This is a genomic window from Streptomyces sp. MNU89 (assembly GCF_020982505.1).
Classification (GTDB): Bacteria; Actinomycetota; Actinomycetes; order Streptomycetales; family Streptomycetaceae; genus Streptomyces; species Streptomyces xinghaiensis.
This window is the reverse complement of record NZ_JAJKLL010000001.1, coordinates 2,253,444-2,273,722: the sequence shown is the minus strand read 5'-3', so window position 1 is coordinate 2,273,722 and position 20,279 is coordinate 2,253,444. Positions and strand designations below refer to the sequence as shown.

12 protein-coding genes and 1 pseudogene are annotated in these 20,279 nt (G+C 72.2%); 4 read left to right on the top strand and 9 right to left on the bottom strand.

What is annotated here, in order from left to right; translation table 11 throughout:
- Positions 1–41 precede the first annotated feature (41 nt).
- Together E4N63_RS09595 and E4N63_RS09590 are read left to right on the top strand one after the other, a co-directional pair.
- Positions 42–1,067: an ATP-dependent 6-phosphofructokinase gene (locus E4N63_RS09595; RefSeq protein ID WP_230240420.1), complete on the top strand. Its 1,026-nt coding sequence runs from the start codon at positions 42–44 to the stop codon at positions 1,065–1,067.
- A gap of 204 nt (positions 1,068–1,271) precedes the next feature.
- Entirely contained in the window at positions 1,272–1,991 is a 720-nt protein-coding gene (locus E4N63_RS09590) for a DUF4142 domain-containing protein (protein WP_228430040.1), read from the top strand.
- A 152-nt stretch (positions 1,992–2,143) separates the two neighbouring features.
- On the opposite strand, the gene E4N63_RS09585 is transcribed toward E4N63_RS09590, so the two are convergent.
- Positions 2,144–2,833, bottom strand: a complete 690-nt coding sequence (locus tag E4N63_RS09585) for a response regulator (protein ID WP_125624510.1) — start codon at positions 2,831–2,833, stop codon at positions 2,144–2,146.
- Positions 2,830–4,506: a sensor histidine kinase gene (locus E4N63_RS09580; protein ID WP_230240419.1), complete on the bottom strand. Its 1,677-nt coding sequence runs from the start codon at positions 4,504–4,506 to the stop codon at positions 2,830–2,832. Before E4N63_RS09580 ends, E4N63_RS09585 begins: the two co-directional genes overlap by 4 nt.
- Positions 4,507–4,779: 273 nt before the next feature.
- Between E4N63_RS09580 and E4N63_RS09575 the strand changes: the two genes are divergently transcribed.
- The gene (locus E4N63_RS09575; RefSeq protein WP_230240418.1) at positions 4,780–6,207 is read left to right on the top strand and encodes a cation:dicarboxylate symporter family transporter; all 1,428 of its coding nucleotides are present in this window, start codon (positions 4,780–4,782) and stop codon (positions 6,205–6,207) included.
- 241 nt (positions 6,208–6,448) lie between these two features.
- On the opposite strand, the gene glgB is transcribed toward E4N63_RS09575, so the two are convergent.
- The 6 genes and pseudogenes from glgB to tnpA form a co-directional block, all read right to left on the bottom strand.
- Positions 6,449–8,914 carry a 1,4-alpha-glucan branching enzyme gene (gene glgB / locus E4N63_RS09570; RefSeq protein WP_230240417.1) on the bottom strand — a complete coding sequence of 822 codons (2,466 nt, stop codon included), beginning with the start codon at positions 8,912–8,914 and terminating at the stop codon, positions 6,449–6,451.
- The gene (locus tag E4N63_RS09565) at positions 8,911–10,587 is read right to left on the bottom strand and encodes a maltokinase (protein WP_228430043.1); all 1,677 of its coding nucleotides are present in this window, start codon (positions 10,585–10,587) and stop codon (positions 8,911–8,913) included. Before E4N63_RS09565 ends, glgB begins: the two co-directional genes overlap by 4 nt.
- A 242-nt stretch (positions 10,588–10,829) precedes the next feature.
- Positions 10,830–12,632, bottom strand: coding sequence for a maltose alpha-D-glucosyltransferase (gene treS, locus E4N63_RS09560; protein WP_228430045.1), 1,803 nt, complete (start codon positions 12,630–12,632; stop codon positions 10,830–10,832).
- A complete protein-coding gene (locus tag E4N63_RS09555) occupies positions 12,629–14,626 on the bottom strand; it encodes an alpha-1,4-glucan--maltose-1-phosphate maltosyltransferase (RefSeq protein ID WP_230240416.1) in 1,998 nt (665 codons plus the stop codon). Before E4N63_RS09555 ends, treS begins: the two co-directional genes overlap by 4 nt.
- A gap of 439 nt (positions 14,627–15,065) precedes the next feature.
- A complete protein-coding gene (locus E4N63_RS09550) occupies positions 15,066–16,337 on the bottom strand; it encodes a S8 family peptidase (protein ID WP_230240415.1) in 1,272 nt (423 codons plus the stop codon).
- A gap of 203 nt (positions 16,338–16,540) precedes the next feature.
- Positions 16,541–16,983 (bottom strand): annotated as a pseudogene (gene tnpA, locus E4N63_RS09545) (IS200/IS605 family transposase).
- 27 nt (positions 16,984–17,010) lie between these two features.
- Here tnpA and E4N63_RS09540 point away from each other — a divergent pair.
- Positions 17,011–18,282 (top strand): transposase, encoded by a 1,272-nt coding sequence (locus E4N63_RS09540; RefSeq protein ID WP_230240414.1) that lies wholly within the window; start codon positions 17,011–17,013, stop codon positions 18,280–18,282.
- Here E4N63_RS09540 and E4N63_RS09535 read toward each other — a convergent pair.
- A complete protein-coding gene (locus tag E4N63_RS09535) occupies positions 18,269–20,164 on the bottom strand; it encodes a rhamnogalacturonan lyase (protein WP_308188671.1) in 1,896 nt (631 codons plus the stop codon). The two genes, E4N63_RS09540 and E4N63_RS09535, sit on opposite strands and share 14 nt — an antisense overlap.
- Positions 20,165–20,279 lie beyond the last annotated feature (115 nt).

The following is a 20,279-nucleotide window of genomic DNA, read 5'->3' as shown; positions in this document are numbered from 1 at the left end:
CACTTCCGGACCGGAAATCCCACCACAGGAGACACAGCACCATGCGTATCGGAGTCCTCACCGCAGGCGGCGACTGCCCCGGACTGAACGCTGTGATCCGGTCCGTGGTGCACCGCGCCGTGGTCGGCCACGGCGACGAGGTCGTCGGTTTTGAAGACGGGTTCAAGGGACTGCTCGAACGGCGCTACCGGAAGCTGGACCTGGACGCGGTCAGCGGCATCCTCTCCCGCGGCGGCACCATCCTCGGCTCCGCCCGGCTGGAGCGCGGCCGGCTCGACGAGGCCTGCGACCACGCCGAGGAACTCTGCGGTGAACTGGGCCTGGACGCGCTCCTCCCGATCGGCGGCGAGGGCACGCTCACCGCGGCCCGGATGCTCTCCGACGCGGGGATGCCGGTCGTGGGCGTGCCGAAGACCATCGACAACGACATCTCGGCCACCGACCGCACCTTCGGCTTCGACACCGCCGTCGGCGTCGCCACCGAGGCACTGGACCGGCTGAAGACCACCGCCGAGTCGCACCAGCGCATCATGGTCGTCGAGGTGATGGGCCGGCACGCGGGCTGGATCGCCCTGGAGTCGGGCATGGCGGGCGGTGCCCACGGCATCTGCCTGCCCGAACGGCCGTTCCAGCTCGACAAGCTCTGCGAGATGATCGAGGAACGCTTCTCCCGCGGGAAGAAGTTCGCCGTCGTCTGCGTCGCCGAGGGCGCGCACCCGGCCGAGGGCTCCATGCCGTACGAGAAGGGCCAGATCGACCAGTACGGGCACGAGCGCTTCACCGGGATCGGCAACCGCCTCGCCGCCGAACTGGAACGCCGGATCGGCAAGGAGGCCCGCCCCGTCATCCTCGGCCACGTCCAGCGCGGCGGCACCCCGACCGCGTTCGACCGCGTCCTCGCCACCCGCTTCGGCTGGCACGCCGTGGAGGCCGCGCACCGGCGGGAGTTCGGCATGATGACCGCGCTGCGCGGCAACGACATCCACCTGGTGTCGCTGGCCGAGGCCGTGTCGGAGCTGAAGACGGTACCGGAGCACCGGATGCGCGAGGCGGAGTCCGTCTACTAGGACGGGCTTCTGATCACCGGCTGTCCGGCTGTCCGGCTGTCGGGCTGTCGGGGCCGCAGGGGCGGGGCCGTGCGTTCCCCCCAGGGTGCCCTTCCGGGCCCGGCCGCCGCCCGGAGAAGGGCAATCCGATTGCCCCGCCGGGACGGTGAACACCCCGCCGCCCCTCCGTATGGGATGGAACACCCGTCCCCAGGAGGAGGCACCGTGCGCAGCAACCGCCGGGCCGAGAAGCCCAGAGTGTCGATGCGCACGGCGGCCATCGCCCTAGCGATCGTCGCCGTACTGGCACTCATACCCGTACTGATCAACCTGCAGACCACCAGCAGCCAGGCCAACGAGGAGGCGAGCCCGATCGCGGGAGCACCCCAAGCGGGGGCCGACGCCGCCGTCGGCGCCGACGGGCAGGCGCAGGGACAGGCGCAGAACGGGGCCGCCGCGGGTGACATCGGGACCGTCACCGAGGTGGACAAGAAGTTCCTGTCATCCGTGCGCCAGGCCGGGCTGTGGGAGATCCCCGCCGGGCGGCTGGCCCAGACCAACGCCTCCAGCGAGGCGGTCAAGCGCGCCGGGCTCCACCTCATCGACGGCCATTCCAAGCTGGACCAGCTCGTCCGCGAGGACGCCAAGCTCCTCGGGGTGCAGATCCCCGACCAGGCCACGGCCGAGCAGCAGGAGTGGGTCCGGCAGATGAAGGCCGCCAAGGGCGCCGAGTTCGACAAGCTCTTCGCCAATCTTCTGCGTGCCTCGCACGGCAAGATCTTCGCCGTCATCGGCGAGGTCCGCGGCTCGACGCAGAACGATCTGATCCGCCGTCACGCGCGGCAGGCCAACCAGACCGTGCTGGATCACCTGGAGGTCCTGGAGGACACCGGCCTGGTGGACGCCGAGACCTTCGCCGAGGTCGAGGCCGCCGTGACGAAGTAGCGCGCCACCCGTGCCACGGGCCCCCGCTCCGGGCGGTACGACGCCGGCAACGGCCGGCCGTACCGCCCGGCGGCGTTGGCGGGGCCGGGCGGGCCGCTCCCGTGCGGGCGGCTGCCGGGAGACCGGGCGGGCGGCCGGGAACGGCCCGGCCGTCACGCAGGGCTCAGCCACCGGTAGTACAGCTCCGGCCGCCCCACCTGCCCGTACTGCGGCCGCCGTTCGGCCCGTCCGGTGTCCACCAGGTGCTCCAGGTAGCGGCGGGCCGTGATCCGGGAGATTCCCACCGCCTCACCGGCCGCCTGCGCCGTGATCCCGCTCCGGTCCGCGCCGCGCAGCGCCCGGGTCACCGACTCCAGGGTGGGGCCGCTGAGCCCCTTCGGCAGCGCCGGGGGCGACGGTGCGCGCAGGGCGGACAGCGCGCGGTCCACCTCCTCCTGCCCGCTCGCCTCCCCCGCCGCCGCACGGAACTCGGCGTAGCGCACGAGCCGTTCGCGGAGCGTCGCGAAGGCGAAGGGCTTCAGCACATGCTGGACGACGCCGAGCGACACCCCCTCCCGCACCACCGCCAGATCGCGCGCGGAGGTCACCGCGATCACGTCCGCCGTCCGGCCCGCGGCACGCAGGGAGCGCAGCAGCCCCAGCCCGTGGCCGTCCGGCAGATAGAGATCGAGCAGCAGCAGATCCACCGGGTCCCGCTCCAGGTGACGCCGCGCCGCCGACCCGGAGTGCACCGTGCCGGCCACCTCGAACCCGGGCACCCGCTCGACGTAGAGCGCGTGCGCGTCCGCGGCCACCGGATCGTCCTCGACCACCAGCACCCGGATCGGCGCCCGCCCGCTCACCGGGCCGTCCCCGCCACGGCCGCCAGCGGCAGCCGTACGGTGAACTCCGCGCCGCCGTCGCCGCCACCGGCCGTGCCGCCGCCCCGGCCGTCCGCCGGCGCCGCCTCGATCGTCCCGCCGTTGCGGCGCACCGCCTGCCGGACGAGCGCCAGACCGATTCCGCGCCCCGTGCCGCCCTCCGCGCCGATGCGCCGTGCCGCCTTCGTCGTCCAGCCGCGTTCGAACATGCCGTCCAGGGCCTCCGGGGTGATGCCGGGACCGGTGTCCCGCACCCGCAGCAGCAGTTCGCCGTCCGCGGCCCGCGCGGTCACCGTCACCCGCGGGCGCCGCTCCCGGCCCTCCGTGCCGGAGCTCTCCCCGCCGGCCGCCTCCACCGCGTTGTCGATCAGATTGCCGAGGATCGTCACCAGATCGCGCGGCGGCAGCTCCGGCGGCAGCACGCCGTCGTCGATCCGGCTCTCCGGGGCCAGGGTCAGCTCCACGCCCCGCTCGCTCGCCTGCGCCGCCTTGCCGAGCAGCAGGGCCGCCAGCACCGGCTCGCCCACGGCCGCCACCACCCGGTCCGTCAGCGCCTGCGCCAGCTCCAGCTCCTCCGTCGCGAACCGCACGGCCTCGTCCGCTCGGCCCAGTTCGATCAGCGACACCACCGCGTGCAGCCGGTTCGCCGCCTCGTGCGCCTGTGACCGCAGCGCCTCCGCGAAGCCGCGCACCGAATCCAGCTCCCCGGAGAGCGCCTGGAGCTCCGTGTGGTCCCGCAGGGTGACGACCGTGCCGCGCCGCTCACCGCCCGAGACCGGCGAGGTGTTGACCACCACGATCCGCTGGGCCGTGGGATGGACCTCGTCCACCCGGGGCTCCGAGGCCAGCAGCGCGCCGGTCAGCGACGGGGGCAGCCCGAGCTCGGTGACGCGGCGGCCCACGGCGTCCGGGCCCAGCCCCAGCAGTTCCCGCCCCCCGTCGTTGACCAGCGCGATCCGCCGCTGCCCGTCCAGCATCAGCAGCCCCTCGCGGACCGCGTGCAGCGCCGCCTGGTGGTAGTCGTGCATCCGGCTCAGCTCCGCGGCGTTCATCCCGTGCGTATGGCGGCGCAGCCGGGCGTTGACGACGTAGGTGCCGAGGCCGCCGAGCACCAGCGCCCCCAGCGCCACCCCCGCCGGCACGGCCATCTGCCGGCGGACCTCGGCGCTGATCCGCTCCACCGTGATCCCGGCGCTCACCAGGCCCACCACCCGGCCGCCGTCCCGTATCGGCGTCACCACCCGCACCGACGGGCCGAGGGTGCCGGTGTACGTCTCGGAGAAGGTGCGTCCCGCGAGTGCGGGGCCGGTGTGGCCCAGGAACTCCTCGCCGATCCGCTCCGGGTCCGGATGCGTCCAGCGGATGCCGTCCGGGTCCATGATCGTGACGAAGGCGACCCCGGTGTCGCGGCGGACGGTCTCCGCGTACGGCTGCAGCACCGCCGTCGGGTCCTCGCCGCGGATCGCCTCCGGGACGGACGGTGACGCGGCGATCGCCCGCGCCGCCGTCATCGCCCGCAGCCGTGCCGTCTCCTCGGTCTGCCGCAGGTCCGTGACGTAGGTGAACACCGCGTATCCCGCCACCACGACGGCGACCAGCACGACCTGCATGGCGAAGAGCTGGCCGGCCAGGCTCCGGGGACGGGGAACACGCATGCGCCCAGTCTGCCCGGTGTGTCCCGGGGACCGGCAGGGGTGTGGGGCCCCCTCCGTTCCGTCCCGGCCCCCGCGCGCTCCGTAGCGGACCGGCGCCGTCCGCGAACTCAATGAACACAACCGTGACCCGGGTCACCCACTGGTGGATAGTCGCCGGGACGCCGAGCCGGAGCGCGGGACGGGTGGGACGGCACCGGAAGCGGCGCGAACGACCGGGAATCACGACGCAGGAGGACTACCGTGGCCGAACAAGCCCCACCTGAGAGCCGCCGGGTGCGAAGGGACAGAACCCACTATCTGTACCTCGCCGTCATCGCCGCCGTGCTGGCCGGCATCCTCCTCGGCTTCGCGGCGCCGGGAGTGGCCGCCGAGCTGAAGCCGCTCGGCACCGGCTTCGTCGGACTGATCAAGATGATGATCTCCCCGATCATCTTCTGCACGATCGTGCTCGGCGTCGGATCGGTGCGCAAGGCCGCGAAGGTCGGCGCCGTCGGCGGTCTCGCCCTCGCCTACTTCATGATCATGTCGACCGTGGCGCTCGCCATCGGCCTGGTCGTCGGCAACATGCTCCCCGGCGTCACCCTGGACCTGACCGAGTCCGCGCGCAGCGCCGGCGAGGCCCAGGCCGCCGGCGCCAGTGAGTCCACCACCGACTTCCTGCTCGGCATCATCCCCACCACCATGGTCTCGGCCTTCACCGAGGGCGAGGTGCTGCAGACCCTGCTCATCGCGCTCCTCGTCGGCTTCGCCCTGCAGGCCATGGGCACCGCCGGGGAGCCGCTGCTCCGCGGCATCGGCCACCTCCAGCGGCTGGTCTTCCGGGTACTGGCGATGATCATGTGGGTGGCGCCGGTCGGGGCCTTCGGCGCCATCGCGGCGGTGGTCGGCGAGACGGGTGTCGGCGCGCTCAAGTCCCTCGCCGTTGTCATGATCGGCTTCTACACCACCTGCGCGGTCTTCGTCTTCGTCGTCCTCGGCGCGCTCCTGAGGATCGTCGCGGGCATCAACATCCTCACCCTGCTCCGGTACCTCGGCCGCGAGTTCCTGCTGATCGTCTCGACCTCCTCCTCGGAGTCCGCCCTGCCGCGTCTCATCGCCAAGATGGAACACCTGGGCGTCAGCAAGCCGGTCGTCGGCATCACCGTGCCGACCGGCTACTCCTTCAACCTCGACGGCACGGCGATCTACCTCACGATGGCCTCGCTCTTCGTCGCCCAGGCGATGGGCGACCCGCTCTCCCTCGGCCAGCAGATCTCCCTGCTCGTCTTCATGATCATCGCTTCCAAGGGGGCGGCCGGCGTGACCGGTGCCGGCCTGGCCACCCTGGCGGGCGGCCTCCAGTCCCACCGCCCGGAACTGGTCGACGGCGTCGGCCTCATCGTCGGCATCGACCGCTTCATGAGCGAGGCCCGCGCCCTGACCAACTTCGCGGGCAACGCCGTGGCGACGGTCCTGGTCGGCACCTGGACGAAGGAGATCGACCGGGACCGGGCCGGCAAGGTCCTCGCCGGACACCTCCCGTTCGACGAGCAGACGTTCGTCGACGACCACGACCACGACCACGGCCACGACTCCGGCCCCGCGGCCGGCCCCGGCCGGGACCCCGGCCACCGAACGGACGACGCCCGCAGTGCTCCGGAATCCTCCTCCCACCCGGGACCTGACCACCCCGGCGGGACGAAGGAGCCGGTGGGCGTCTGACGGGCCGGCGCCCGGGTCCACCGCGACCGGCCCGCGGACCCTCCCACGGACCCGGGCGCACCCGCCCCAAGACCATCTCCCCGACGCCCCTCCGGCTGTTTCCCCTGGCTGCCGGAGGGGCGTCACCCCGTGCGGCCCGCGGGCCGGACCGCGTCCGGCCGCACGGCCGAGGCCCGCACGGGCGAACCCCTACGAGCCCTCGTGGCACCGGACCGCACCCCGCCGGTTCCGGCCCCTCCGGTCAGACCGGCCGCAGCCAGACCGTCGCCAGCGGCGGCAGCGTGGCCTGGATGCTGACGCGCCGGCCGTGCCAGGGCGAAGCCTCCGGCTTGAGGGGGTCCGGGTTGCCGACGCCGCTGCCGCCGTAACGGGCCTCGTCGGTGTTGAGGACCTCCTGCCAGCCGGTGGGCTCGCTCGGCACCCCGAGCCGGTAGTCCCGGCGCACCACCGGGGAGAAGTTGCTGACGCACAGCAGCGGCGACCCGTCCTCGGCCAGCCGGAGGAAGGCGAAGACGTTGTCCTCCGCCGCGTCGCCCTCGATCCAGCTGAAGCCGGACGGATCGGTGTCCCGCTCCCAGAGCGCCGGCTCGGCGGTGTAGACGTGGTTGAGATCGCGGACCAGGTCGCGGACGCCCCGGTGGTCACCGGCCGCCGCGTAGGTGTCGTCCATCAGCCACCACTCCGGCCCGTGCGCCTCCGACCACTCCGCGCCCTGAGCGAACTCCTGTCCCATGAAGAGCAGTTGCTTGCCCGGGTGGGCCCACATGAAGCCCAGGTACGCGCGGTGGCCGGCGCGCCGCTGCCACCAGTCGCCGGGCATCTTGTTCACCAGGGGGCCCTTGCCGTGCACCACCTCGTCGTGGGAGATGGGCAGCACATAGTTCTCGCTGTACGCGTACACCATCGAGAAGGTCATCTCGTGGTGGTGGTACTTGCGGTGCACGGGCTCGCGCGCCATGTAGCCCAGCGAGTCGTGCATCCAGCCCATGTTCCACTTCAGGCCGAAACCCAGACCGCCCAGGCCGTTCGGGCCGGTGACGTGCGTGGGCCGGGTGACGCCGTCCCAGGCCGTGGACTCCTCCGCGATGGTGACGACGCCGGGGCAGCGCCGGTAGACGGTCGCGTTCATCTCCTGCAGGAACGCCACGGCGTCGAGGTTCTCCCGGCCCCCGTACTGGTTGGGCACCCACTCGCCGCCCTCCCGCGAGTAGTCCAGGTAGAGCATGGACGCCACCGCGTCGACCCGCAGGCCGTCGATGTGGAACTCCTCGCACCAGTACACGGCGTTGGCGACCAGGAAGTTGCGGACCTCCGTGCGCCCGTAGTCGAAGGTCAGCGTGCCCCAGTCGGGGTGCTCGGCGCGCCGCGGGTCGGCGGGCTCGTAGAGCGGTGTGCCGTCGAACCGGGCGAGCGCCCACGCGTCCTTGGGGAAGTGCGCGGGCACCCAGTCGACGATGACCCCGATGCCCTCCCGGTGCAGGGCGTCCACCAGATACCGGAAGTCGTCCGGGGTGCCCAGCCGGGCGGTCGGCGCGTAGTACGAGGTGACCTGGTAGCCCCAGGAGCCGCCGAAGGGGTGCTCGGCGACCGGCATCAGCTCGACGTGCGTGAACCCCAGCTCCTTGACGTATGCGGGCAGTTGCTCGGCGAGCTGCCGGTAGCCCAGCCCGGGCCGCCAGGACGCCGGATGCACCTCGTAGACCGAGAACGGCGCCTGGTGGACGCGGCGCCCGGCGCGGCGGCGCATCCACTCCTCGTCCCCCCACCGGTAGGCGGAGGAGGTGACGATCGAGGCGGTGGCGGGCGGGCACTCGGTGCGCCGGGCCATCGGGTCGGCGCGCAGGCTGTGCGCGCCGTCGGGCCCGGCGATGTCGAACTTGTAGAGGGCGCCCTCGCCGACCCCGGGCACGAACAGCTCCCAGACGCCGCTGCCGCCGAGCGAGCGCATCGGGTAGCAGGTGCCGTTCCAGCAGGTGAAGTCGCCGGTGACGCGCACACCGCGGGCATTGGGCGCCCAGACGGTGAACCGGGTGCCGGCGACGCCGCCGTGGGTCATCGGCTCCGCGCCGAGCGCCTCCCACAGCCGTTCGTGGCGCCCCTCGTGGATCAGATGCAGGTCGAACTCGCCGAGGGCGGGCAGGAAGCGGTACGGGTCGTGCTGCTCCAGCACCTCGGGGGCGTCGGGGTCGCCGTAGGAGACCAGCAGCCGGTAGTCCTCCGGAACCGCGTCGAGCGGCAGGACACCCGCGAAGAGGCCGTCGCCCTCGGAGTGCAGGCCGGTGCCGGGGCCGGCCGCCGGACCGCTGCCGGCCACGACCGTCACGGCGTGGGCGTACGGGCGCAGCACGCGGAGGAGGACACCGCCCTCCGGCAGGGGACGGGCCCCCAGCAGGGCGTGCGGGTCGTGGTGGGTGCCGTCGAGAAGACGCTGCCGGTCGGCGGGGTCGAGCGGCGCGGGACGGACGGCGCGGGGGGAGGAGGCGGACGGCCGTCCCGTCCCGCCCTCGGTGGCACCGGGGCCCAGCGGTGCCCCGGCCTGCCGTGGTGCGGCCGGCGTCCGGGGCGCGGCGGCTCGCCGTGGCGCGGTGCCGGACGCCTTGGCGCGGCTGCGGCCCGGCCGGGCGGCCGGTTCGGCGGCCGTGGTCCCGGGCTGCTGCTCGGTGGAGTCGTCGGCGGGGCCGGACGGGGACGGCGGACGAGCGGTCACGACTGAGTCCTCCTCGGAGGAGTGGGGAACGGGCGTTCGTACGCGGGAACCCGGGCCGGAGGCGGCGCGTCCTCCCGCTGCCCGGCGAGGCGGCGGATCGCCGCCATCGGCACCGGGAGCCAGTCGGGGCGGTGTCGCGCCTCGTACAGCACCTCGTAGACGGCCTTGTCCGTCTCGTAGGCGCGCAGGAGTTCGGGTTCGTCGCGCGGATCGGTTCCGGCGGCCTCCGCGTAGCCGCCGCAGTAGGCAGCGCGGCTCTGCCGGGACCACTGCCGGGACCAGCCGGGGGTGCCGCCGGACGCGGGCTGGTGGGTGCGGGCCGCGTAGTCGAAGGAGCGGAGCATGCCGGCGATGTCCCGGGCCACGGGCTGCAGCCGGCGGCGTTCGGAGATCGGCCGGGCCGGCTCACCCTCGAAGTCGATGAGGGACCAGCGTCCGTCGTGCGCGCTGCGGAGGGCCTGGCCGAGGTGGAGGTCGCCGTGTATCCGCTGGGCGTGCCAGGTGCGGCCGCGGTTGCCGAGGGCGGCGAGCTCGTCGTAGGCGGCGCGCAGCGGTTCGCGGTACGGGCGCAGCGCGGGGACGGCGGACGCGGCGGCCTCCAGCCGTTCGGTCATGCCGCCCGCGATGTGCTCGATCTGCGGCCGGCGCAGGACGGCGGTCGGCAGGGCCTCGGCGAGGGCGGTGTGCACCTCGGCGGTGGCGCGGCCGAGGGCGTGCGCGGCGCCGGTGAAGTCGGCGTGTACGGAGAGGGAGTTGAGGGCGAGCTGCCAGCCGTCGGCGGAGCCGGGCAGGAAGGGCTGGAGGATGCCGAGGGTGAGCGGCCCGCCGGCCGGGTCGTCGGCGGGGACGGAGGCGAGCCCGGCGCCGGCGGCGGCCTCCACCCCGGGGTCGGCCTCGAACCAGGCGGTGGGGTGCGGGACGCGTTCGCAGCCGGCCCGGGCGAGGGCCAGCGGGAGTTCGAGGTCGGGGTTGACGCCGGTGCCGATGCGGCGGAAGACCTTGAGGATGTACGCGTCGCCGTAGACCACCGAGGAGTTGGACTGCTCCGCGGTGATCAGCCGGGGGGTGAGCCCGGAGGCGATGGCGGTGCCGGGGGCGCGGGTGAAGCGGAGCGCGCCGAGCCGGCCGGGGACGCGCAGCCGCTCCAGGAGCAGCCCGGCCAGGCGCGGGTCGGCCAGGGCCTCGTAGACGGTGTGGCCGTGGAGCGGGCCCTCGGCGGGGCGGCCGATCAGGGTGTGCGCGAGGTGCGGGGGGAGGGTGGAGCGGATGCCGATGAGGAGCTGGTAGCAGTCGGCGGTGCCGGGGTGCTGCTGGGCGCGGACGAGGAGATGGAGCAGTCCGGGGGCGGCCCCGCCCGCGGTGCACGGCAGGATCTCGGTGGCGGAGACGAGGGAGAAGCCCGTGATGGGGTTGCCCTTGCCGGCGAACCAGCGCTGCCGGGGCAGCCATGAGCGGAGCAGGGGGACGAGCGAGGGGAGCAGCGAGCGGGTGGTGGTGCGTTCCCTGCCCCGGCCGGGCGGCCCGGCGGGGGTTCCGGGCGTCGCCGCGGCGTCCCCTGCCGGCGCGGGAGGCCGGTCCGGTGAGTCCGCCGCACGGTCCGCCGGTGAGTCCGGGGCGGTGACGGTGGTGCAGGGCGTGCTGTACGGGTTGGCGCGGATCGAGCCCTCCGACATGGCGTCGCGTCCTTTCCCCGGGCACACCGTAGATGCGCAGAGTGTCCCGGATTGCGGCAATTGCTGTCCGGCGGTGCGGGACGTGTCGGGTGAGGGTCGTCCGATCAGGTAAGGCGATTGGCCTATGCGCTGTGCGGACTGGGGTGCGTAGAGGAGAGCCTGCCCGGGGCGGGGCGGTGAAAACCGGTGAATCCGGTCGTAACCGCCCCGCCGCGGGGCTGTAACGGCGGTGACCGGCGCCGTCAGCCGCCGTTGAGCGGGCGCGGGACCTCGCCGGTGCGCGGCGCGCCCGCGACGTCACCGCCGCCCGGTGCGTCCGCGGCCACCGGGGCCGCGGACCGGCGGAGCCGGAACCAGTAGAAGCCGTGGCCGGCGAGCGTGAGCAGATAGGGGAGTTCGCCGATGGCGGGGAAGCGCACCCCGCCGATCAGCTCCACGGGATGGCGCCCCGCGAACGCCCGCAGGTCCAGCTCGGTGGGCTGGGCGAAGCGGGAGAAGTTGTTGACGCACAGCACCAGGTCGTCGTCCTCCTGGCCCGGCCCCGGGGTCTCCCGGAGGAAGGCGAGCACCGCCGGGTTGCTGGACGGCAGTTCGCTGTACGAGCCGAGTCCGAAGGCCGGGTTCTGCTTGCGGATCTCGATCATCCGGCGGGTCCAGTGGAGCAGCGAGGAGGGGCTGCTCATGGCCGCCTCGACGTTGGTCACCTGGTAGCCGTAGACCGGGTCCATGATGGTCGGCAGGAAGAGCCGGCCCGGGTCGCAGGAGGAGAAGCCGGCGTTGCGGTCGGGGGTCCACTGCATCGGGGTGCGGACCGCGTCCCGGTCGCCGAGCCAGATGTTGTCGCCCATGCCGATCTCGTCACCGTAGTAGAGGATCGGCGAGCCGGGGAGGGAGAGCAGCAGGGCGGTGAACAACTCGATCTGGTTGCGGTCGTTGTCGAGCAGCGGGGCCAGCCGGCGGCGGATGCCGATGTTGGCGCGCATCCGCGGGTCCTTGGCGTACTCGGAGTACATGTAGTCGCGCTCTTCGTCCGTGACCATTTCGAGGGTCAGCTCGTCGTGATTGCGGAGGAAGACGCCCCACTGGCAACCGGAGGGGATGGCCGGGGTCTTGGCCAGGATTTCCGAGACCGGGTAGCGCGACTCGCGGCGCACCGCCATGAAGATGCGCGGCATGACCGGGAAGTGGAACGCCATGTGGCACTCGTCGCCGCCCTTCTCGAAGTCGCCGAAGTAGTCGACGACGTCCTCGGGCCACTGGTTGGCCTCGGCGAGCAGCACGGTGTCGGGGTAGTGGGCGTCGATCTCGGCGCGGACCCGCTTGAGAAGGTCGTGGGTCCGCGGCAGGTTCTCGCAGTTGGTGCCCTCCTCGGCGTAGAGGTAGGGCACGGCGTCCAGCCGGAAGCCGTCGATGCCGAGGTCCAGCCAGAAGCGCAGGGCGGAGATGATCTCCTCCTGGACGGCCGGGTTCTCGAAGTTGAGGTCCGGCTGGTGGGAGAAGAAGCGGTGCCAGTAGTACTGCTGGCGCACCGGGTCGAAGGTCCAGTTGGAGGCTTCGGTGTCGACGAAGATGATCCGGGCGTCCTGGTACTGCTTGTCGTCGTCGGCCCAGACGTAGTAGTCGCCGTAGGGGCCGTCCGGGTTGCGGCGCGACTCCTGGAACCACTCGTGCTGGTCGCTCGTGTGGTTCATGACGAAGTCGATGATGACCCGCATGCCGCGCTGGTGGGCGGCGTCGACGAACTCGACGAAGTCGGCGAGGTCCCCGAAATCGGGGAGCACCGCGAGATAGTCGGAGACGTCGTAACCACCGTCCCGCAGCGGTGACTTGAAGAACGGCGGCAGCCAGAGGCAGTCCACGCCGAGCCACTGCAGATAGTCGAGTTTGGCCGTGAGGCCCTTGAGGTCGCCGATGCCGTCGCCGTTGCTGTCCTGGAAGGAGCGGACCAGCACCTCGTAGAAGACGGCGCGCTTGAACCAGTCGGGATCGCGGTCCTGCGCCGGTGTGTCCTCGAAGGTGTCCTGGACGGGCTCGTTGACGATCATGATGTGGGTGACCCTCCGATCGGTGAGGACGGTCGCAGGGTGAACACGTGCGCCGGCCGGATCCCCGGTTCCAGACGCACGTAGTTGTCCCTGCCCCAGTGGTAGGTCTCGCCGGTGAGCTCGTCGCGCACCGGGACGGACTCGTGCCAGTCGAGGCCGAGTTCCGGCATGTGCAACGAGACCGTCGCCTCCTGGGTGTGGTGCGGGTCGAGGTTCACGACCGTGAGTACGACATCGGGGCTGTCGCCGTGAGTACGTTTCGAGTAGGCGATCACCGCGTCGTTGTCCGCGTGGTGGAAGTGCAGGTCCCGGAGTTGCTGGAGAGCCGGGTGACGGCGGCGGATCCGGTTGAGCCGGGTGATCAGCGGGGCGATGGTCCGTCCCTCCCGCTCGGCCGCCTCCCAGTCGCGGGGCCGCAGTTCGTACTTCTCCGAGTGCAGGTACTCCTCGCTGCCGGGGCGCGCCGGGGTGTTCTCGCAGAGCTCGTAGCCGGAGTAGATCCCCCAGGTCGGGGAGAGGGTGGCGGCGAGTACGGCCCGCGCCTCGAAGGCGGGCCGGCCGCCCTCCTGGAGGTGACCGGGGAGGATGTCGGGCGTGTTGGCGAAGAAGTTGGGCCGCATGTAGGCGGCCGCGTCGCCGGAGAGCTCGGTGAGGTAGGCGGTCAGTTCCTCCTTGGTCTCGCGCCAGGTGAAGTAGGTGTACGACTGCTGGAAGCCGATGGCCGCCAGGGTGTGCATCATCGCCGGACGGGTGAACGCCTCGGCGAGGAAGATGACGTCCGGGTCGCGGCGGTTGATGTCGGCGATGACCCGCTCCCAGAAGAGCACGGGCTTGGTGTGCGGGTTGTCCACCCGAAAGATCCGCACCCCGTGGTCCATCCACAGCCGCAGGATGCGCAGGGTCTCGCGGACGATGCCGGTCATGTCGGCGTCGAACGCCACCGGGTAGATGTCCTGGTACTTCTTGGGCGGGTTCTCGGCGAAGGCGATGGAGCCGTCGGCCCGGTGGTGGAACCAGGACGGATGCTCGCGCACCCAGGGGTGGTCCGGCGAGCACTGCAGGGCGAAGTCGAGCGCCACCTCCATGCGCAGCGCCCGGGCCCGGGCCACGAAGTGGTCGAAGTCCTCGAAGGTGCCGAGATCCGGGTGAAGTGCGTCGTGGCCGCCCTCCGCGGAGCCGATCGCCCAGGGGGAGCCCACATCGTGCGGGCCGGCCGTGAGGGTGTTGTCCGGGCCCTTGCGGTACGAGGTGCCGATCGGGTGGACGGGCGGCAGGTAGACGACGTCGAAACCCATCGCGGCGATGGCGGGCAGCCGCTCGGCGGCGGTCCGGAGGGTGCCGCCGGCGGGCGGTTCACCGGGGGCGGTGACGGCGCCCTCGGAGCGCGGGAAGAACTCGTACCAGGAGCCGTAGAGCGCACGGCGGCGCTCCACGAGCAGCGGCACCTGGCGGGACCGGGTGAGCAGTTCGCGCAGCGGATGGCGGGCGAGGGCCGCGGAGACGTCCTCGGCGAGGGCCGCGGCGAGCCGGTCGGCGGGGGAGAGGTCCCGGTCGCGCAGCGCGTCCGCGGCGCGCAGGACGGCTTCCCGGCCGGCCCGCTTGGGGACGTCGACGGCGGCTCTCTCGTGGAGGGCGGCGCCCTCGGCGAGGACGAGTTCGGTGTCGATGCCGGCCGGGATCTTGATTTCGGCGTGGCGGCGCCAGGTGGTGACCGGGTCGCCCCACGCCTCGACGGTGAAGCTCCACGGGCCCTCGGAGCCCGGGGTGACCCGGGCGCCCCAGCGGTCGGTGCCGGGCGCGAGTTCGCGCATCGGGGTCCAGGGGCCGGGACGGCCGGAGGGGTCCAGCAGGACCACATTGGCGGCGACCGCGTCGTGGCCCTCCCGGAAGACCGTCGCGGTGACCTCGAAGCTCTCGCCGGCCACCGCCTTGGCCGGCCGCCGCCCGCAGTCGACCAGCGGGCGGATGTCGAGCACGGGGATGCGTCCGATCATGGGATCACCTGGGGGCGTAGCGGTTCGAGCCACTCTGCGGGCTTTTGTTCTTTCTATATGCTCCATGGACGACTGGCCGGTTGCGGGCATGGGCGCTCCTGTCCGCGTTCACTCAAGTGGGTGACTGTGCGAGCCGGTGGGCGGCGCCGGGTGGTGCGGGGAGCGTGGCGCCGTCTATCGGTGGAGTCTGCCCCCGCCCGGCGCCGGACATGACGGTGATGGCCTCCTATCGGGGCCCGAAAGGTAAAAACTGGACCGGCCCGTGACGGTGGCGGTGTGCCGGGGTCACGGGCCGGTCCGGTGCTGGTGCGGGTGTGCCCCGTGGGGCCGGTGATGCGGTCGGGAGGGCTCTGCCGGTGCAGCACGGCTGAGGAGGAAGAGCCGGCCCGTACCGCGGCTCCCCCGGCGGTGCGCCGGGTGGAGCGTGGCGGACGGTGTGTCAGTCGCCGACCTGGAGCAGACGGTTCGGCGAGCCGAGGCCCGCGCCGCTGATCCTGCCCTGGGCCGCGCCGTCCGTCAGCGCCTTCTCGACCGCCGCGGGGGCGTCGGCCGGGTGGTCGTCCAGGTGGAGCGCGGCCGCGCCCGCGGCGTGCGGAGCCGCCATCGAGGTGCCGGAGATGGTGTTCGTGGCGCTGCCGGAGGTGTGCCAGGCCGAGGTGATGTCCACGCCGGGGGCGAACACGTCCACGCCCGGACCCCAGTTGGAGAAGCTCGCGCGGGCGTCGGTCCTGTCGGTCGCGCCGACGGTGATGGCCTCCGAGACCCGGGCCGGGGAGAAGAGCAGCGCCGGCAGGCCGTTGTTGCCGGCCGCCACGGTGAACGTCACCCCGGAGGCGATGGCGCCCCGGACGGCGTCGTCCAGCTGCGCGTTGAGAATGCCGCCGAGGCTCATGTTGGCCACGGCCGGCTTCTCCGCGTTCTTCGCGACCCAGTCGATGCCCGCGATCACCTGGGCGATGGTGCCGGAGCCCTCGTCGTCCAGGACCCTGACCCCGATGACGTCGGCTTGCTTGGCGACCCCGTGCGAGGTGCCGGCGATGGTGCCCGCGACATGGGTGCCGTGCCCGTGGCCGTCCTGGGCGTCGGCGTCGCCGTCGACGAAGTCCCAGCCGCTGCTCGCCCGGCCGCCGAAGTCCTGGTGGCCGGTGCTGACACCGGTGTCGATGACATACGCCGTCACGCCCGAACCGCCGTCGGCGGGCGGCGTGTAGGAGTCGTCCAGCGGGAGATCGCTCTGGTCGATGCGGTCCAGGCCCCAGGAGGGCGGGTTCGGCTGGGCCGCGGCGATCCGCACCCTGGCGTCCTGCGACACCGAGGCGACGGCGGGATCGGCCGCGAGGCGCTTCGCCTGTGCCTCGGAGAGCCGCACGGAGTAGCCGTTGAGAGCGCTGCCGTAGGTGTGGCGGATCGTCGCGCCGTACTTCCGGGCCAGCTCCCGGCCGGCCTCGGACCGCGCGGTGAGGCCCCGGCCGGACTTGAGGCTGACGATGTAACTGCCGCTCACGGCGTCCGGCGCGCCGGCACCGAGGATGCGGCCCGTCGGTGCCGCCGCGTCGGCGGCGTGGGCGGAGAACGCGAGGGGGGACAGCAGGAAGGTGACGGCGGCGATCGCGGTCGTGACACGGCGTCCTCTGACGGGGCGCCGCGTGTGGGGGGTGGGAACGTCGGTCTGTGAACCGTCGGCTGACGGTCGATCAGATATATGCGCCATGAAGATGAACCTCTCCTGTGGTGACCTGCAGCTTCTCGTGCGACAGGGCTCCGGGCAAGAGGTTCGCGGGGGCGGAATCGATCACTCCGCCCCCGCTCGGCGCCTCCCGTGACGGGTCCGTACCGGTTTACCGGGTTTCTTGCAGAAAGCCCCGGCGGTCACGCCGGGGATGAATGCATCTCAAGGCTGCTCTGACGTGTACTTCAGAGCGGGCGTTTCTGCTGCTCGATGTACTGGCGGACGATCGCAGGCGGTGTTCCGCCGCAGGACGCGGCGAAGCAGGAGGGCGACCACAGGCCTCCATGCATGATGGCGTGCTTGATCCGGCCGGTGAACTCTCCCCCAGCCTTCGGCCGGGAAGTGCCCCCCCAGCCGGATCCGGCGGGCAGAGACGCCCTTGAGGCTGTTGACCAGCTTGGAGGCGGACGGCCTTCGGCGGGTAGTACAGATGGACGTGGTCGCGTTCGCCGTTGAACTTCTTCAGCTCAGCTTCGAAGTCCTCGCAGACCTTGCGCGTGATCTCTTCGCGGCGCGTCGGCATCGCGTCGTTGAACACCCCGCGCCGGTACTGCGTCACGAAGACCAAGAGCACGTGCATCGCCGAAATGGCATGCCTGCCACGTTTGCAGTCGTTCTGCCCATCCATGGGACGAATCGTCGTAAGATCTCGGTTGTGCAGCTCCGCTACAACTACCGGGCCTACCCGGACGCCGCACAGCGCCGTGCGCTGGCCCGTGCGTTCGGGTGCGCCCGCGTGGTGTGGAACGACTGCCTGCGCGACCGGAAACAAGCGCACGCGGCGGGGCTGCCGTACGTGACGTCGGCGGAACTGTCCCGGCTTCGCATCACCCAGGCCAAGCGCACCGGCGAGCGCGCCTGGCTCGCCGACGTGTCGGCGGTCGTCCTGCAGCAGTCTCTGCGGGACCTCGACACCGCCTACAAGAACTTCTTCGATTCGATCAAGGGCAAGCGGCAGGGCCGCAAGGTGGGGCCGCCCCGGTACAAGTCGAAGAAGGACACCCGGCAGTCGATCCGCCTGAACACCAACGCCTTCTGTCTGAAGGACGACGGCACGGTGTACGTGGCCAAGGTCGGCGACCTCAAGGTCGTATGGTCCCGCCGGCTTCCGGCCGCACCCACGTCCCTGACCATCACCCAGGACCGTTGCGGCCGGTACTTCCTCAGCTTCGTCGTGGACACCGAGCCGGACATCCTCCCCGAGACGGAAGCAGAGTCCGGTATCGACCTCGGCCTGTCCGCCTTCGCCGTCCTGTCCGACGGCCGGAAAATCGACAGTCCCCGCTTCCTGCGCCGGGCGGAGAAAAAACTCAAGCGTCTTCAGCGGGAGCTGTCCCGCAAGGCCAGGGGATCGAAGAACCGGGCCAGGGCCCGCATCAAGGCCGCACGCCAGCACGCCAGGGTGGCCGACCGACGCCGGGACTGGCACCACAAGGCATCCACACAGATCATTCGCGACAACCAAGCGGTGTACGTGGAAGACCTCGCGGTGTCCGGCCTCGGGCGCACCCGGCTCGCCAAGTCCGTGCACGACGCGGGATGGACCGCGTTCGTCGGCATGCTGGAGTACAAAGCGGCCAAGCACGGCCGCACCTTCGCCAGGGTGGACCGTGCTTTTCCGTCCTCCCAGGTCTGCTCGGCCTGCGGATTCCGCGACGGCCCCAAGCCCCTGCACGTCCGGCAGTGGACGTGCAGGGCCTGTGACACCGTGCACGACCGCGACCACAACGCAGCCCGCAACGTCCTCTTCGAAGGACGCCGCCTCGTCGCCGCCGGACGGGCGGAGACACCAAACGCCTGTGGAGCGCCGGTAAGACGGGCACCCGTGCCCGCACAGCGCGGTGAAGCAGGAAGCCCCCGGAAGGGTCGGACGACCCAGGCCGGAATCCCTGGACTACAGACCAGGGAGCACGTCAAGGCGTGGTGACCTCCGGCCGGGGCGGCACCGCCATCCCGTCACCGATGAAGAACCCCGGGTGCGGCGGCTGGTTGTAGGCGGTGTTCTGCCAGGCGAGCGCGGTGCGGTACTGCGCGTCGTGCAGCAGGGTGGTGATCCGGCGGTCCGTCCGGTGCGGGGTGGAGTACACCCGCAGCGCCCGGTTGTCCGAGGTGCGCCAGACGACCTCTTCGCGCCAGTCGCCGAGGATGTCGCCGGAGAGCACCGGGGTCGCCTTGGTGCCGTTGTTCGAGGCGACGCCCGAACCGGTCAGCAGCCGGGTCTCCCCGCCGGTGCCGTACTTGTCGATCCGCGTACCGTCGAGCAGTTCCCGGACGGGGTCGCCGTCCCACCAGGAGAGGAAGTTGGCGCCGGACGGCTTGCGGCCGAGCGGGGAGCCCGACGCGGAGAGGAGCGCGCTGTCGGCGGAGGACCAGGACTCGGCCCCCGGGCTGCCGGCCCAGATGTCGCCGGAGACGCCGCGGCCGTTGTCGCCGGCGGGCGCCGTCTGCCACAGGACCTGGCCGGTCCGCGCGTCGGCCATCCAGGAGCCGGGCTTGGAGGAGTCCTCGGAGACCTTGTAGTACTCCAGGCCCGGACGGGACGGCACCAGATCGCCGAGGTGGGCCGCGTCGCCGTGGCCGAGCCGCGTGGTCCACAGCCCGGCGCCGTCGTCGTCCACGGTCATCGCGCCGTAGACGATCTCGTCCCGGCCGTCCCGGTCGACGTCGCCGACGGTCAGCGCGTGGTTGCCCTGCCCGTCGTAGCCCCGGCCGGCGTTGGTGGAGCTGTTGGTGTCGAAGGTCCAGCGGCGGGTGAGGGCGCCGTTCCGGAAGTCCCAGGCGGCGATCACCGTGCGGGTGTAGTAGCCGCGCGCCATCACCAGACTGGGCCGGGTGCCGTCGAGGTACGCGGTCCCGGCGAGGAAGCGGTCGACGCGGTTGCCGTAGGTGTCGCCCCAGGAGCCGACGTTCCCGCGCGCGGGCACGTAGTCGGCGGTGTCCAGCGCGGCGCCGGTCCGGCCGTCGAACACGGTCAGGTACTCCGGGCCGGCGAGGACGTAGCCGGAGGAGTTGCGGTGGTCGGCGGACGAACTGCCGATCACCGCCCCGGTGCCGTCCCGGCTGCCGTCCGCGGTCTTCATGGCGACCTCGGCCCGGCCGTCGCCGTCGTAGTCGTACACCTGGAACTGGGTGTAGTGCGCGCCGGAGCGGATGTTGCGGCCCAGGTCGATCCGCCAGAGCCGGGTACCGTCGGGCCTGATGCCGTCGATGATCGTGTTGCCGGTGTGGCCGGACTGGGAGTTGTCCTTGGCGTTGGTGGGCTGCCACTTCAGGACGAAGTCCAGGGCGCCGTCGCCGTCGAGATCGCCCACGGAGGCGTCATTGGCCTCGTAGGTGTACGACACGCCGTCGGGCGTGGTGCCTCCGGACGGCGGGGAGAGCGGGATGTCGCGGTAGCCGGCGCGGAACTGGACCGCGTGTCCGGAGGCCGGCTGCTCCACGCCGCCGGTCACCGCGCGGACCGTGTAGTCGGCCGAGGCCGGCGCGCCCTCGTGGAGGAAGTTGGTGGAGTCCGTGACGGGTGAGGAGTTCACCTTGGTGTCCCCGCGGTAGACGTTGAACGCCACGTCGTCCGGGTCGGTGGCCAGCCAGCGCCAGCTCACCAGGTTGCCCGAACCGGTGTACACGCTTACCACGCCGCGGTCCAGATTCTCCATCTGACGGGCTGCCGCGGCGGGCGCCGGGGCCGCCTCGGCGGCCAGGCCGGACGTCGCCAGAACCGCCGCGAGACCCGCGCCGGCCAGCGCGGATAACCGGCGGTACGGGGCCGGGCGGCGGGGTCCCGGCGGGTGGGGGTGTGCGGGTCGCATCGGACCTCCTTGTGGGGGAAAGGGCTTTCTATCATCCTCGGATCGGCGTGCGGCAACAGAGGGCGTGCGGTCACCGTTTTCACCACCGGCCGGTGAGTTCTGGACGGAACGTGTG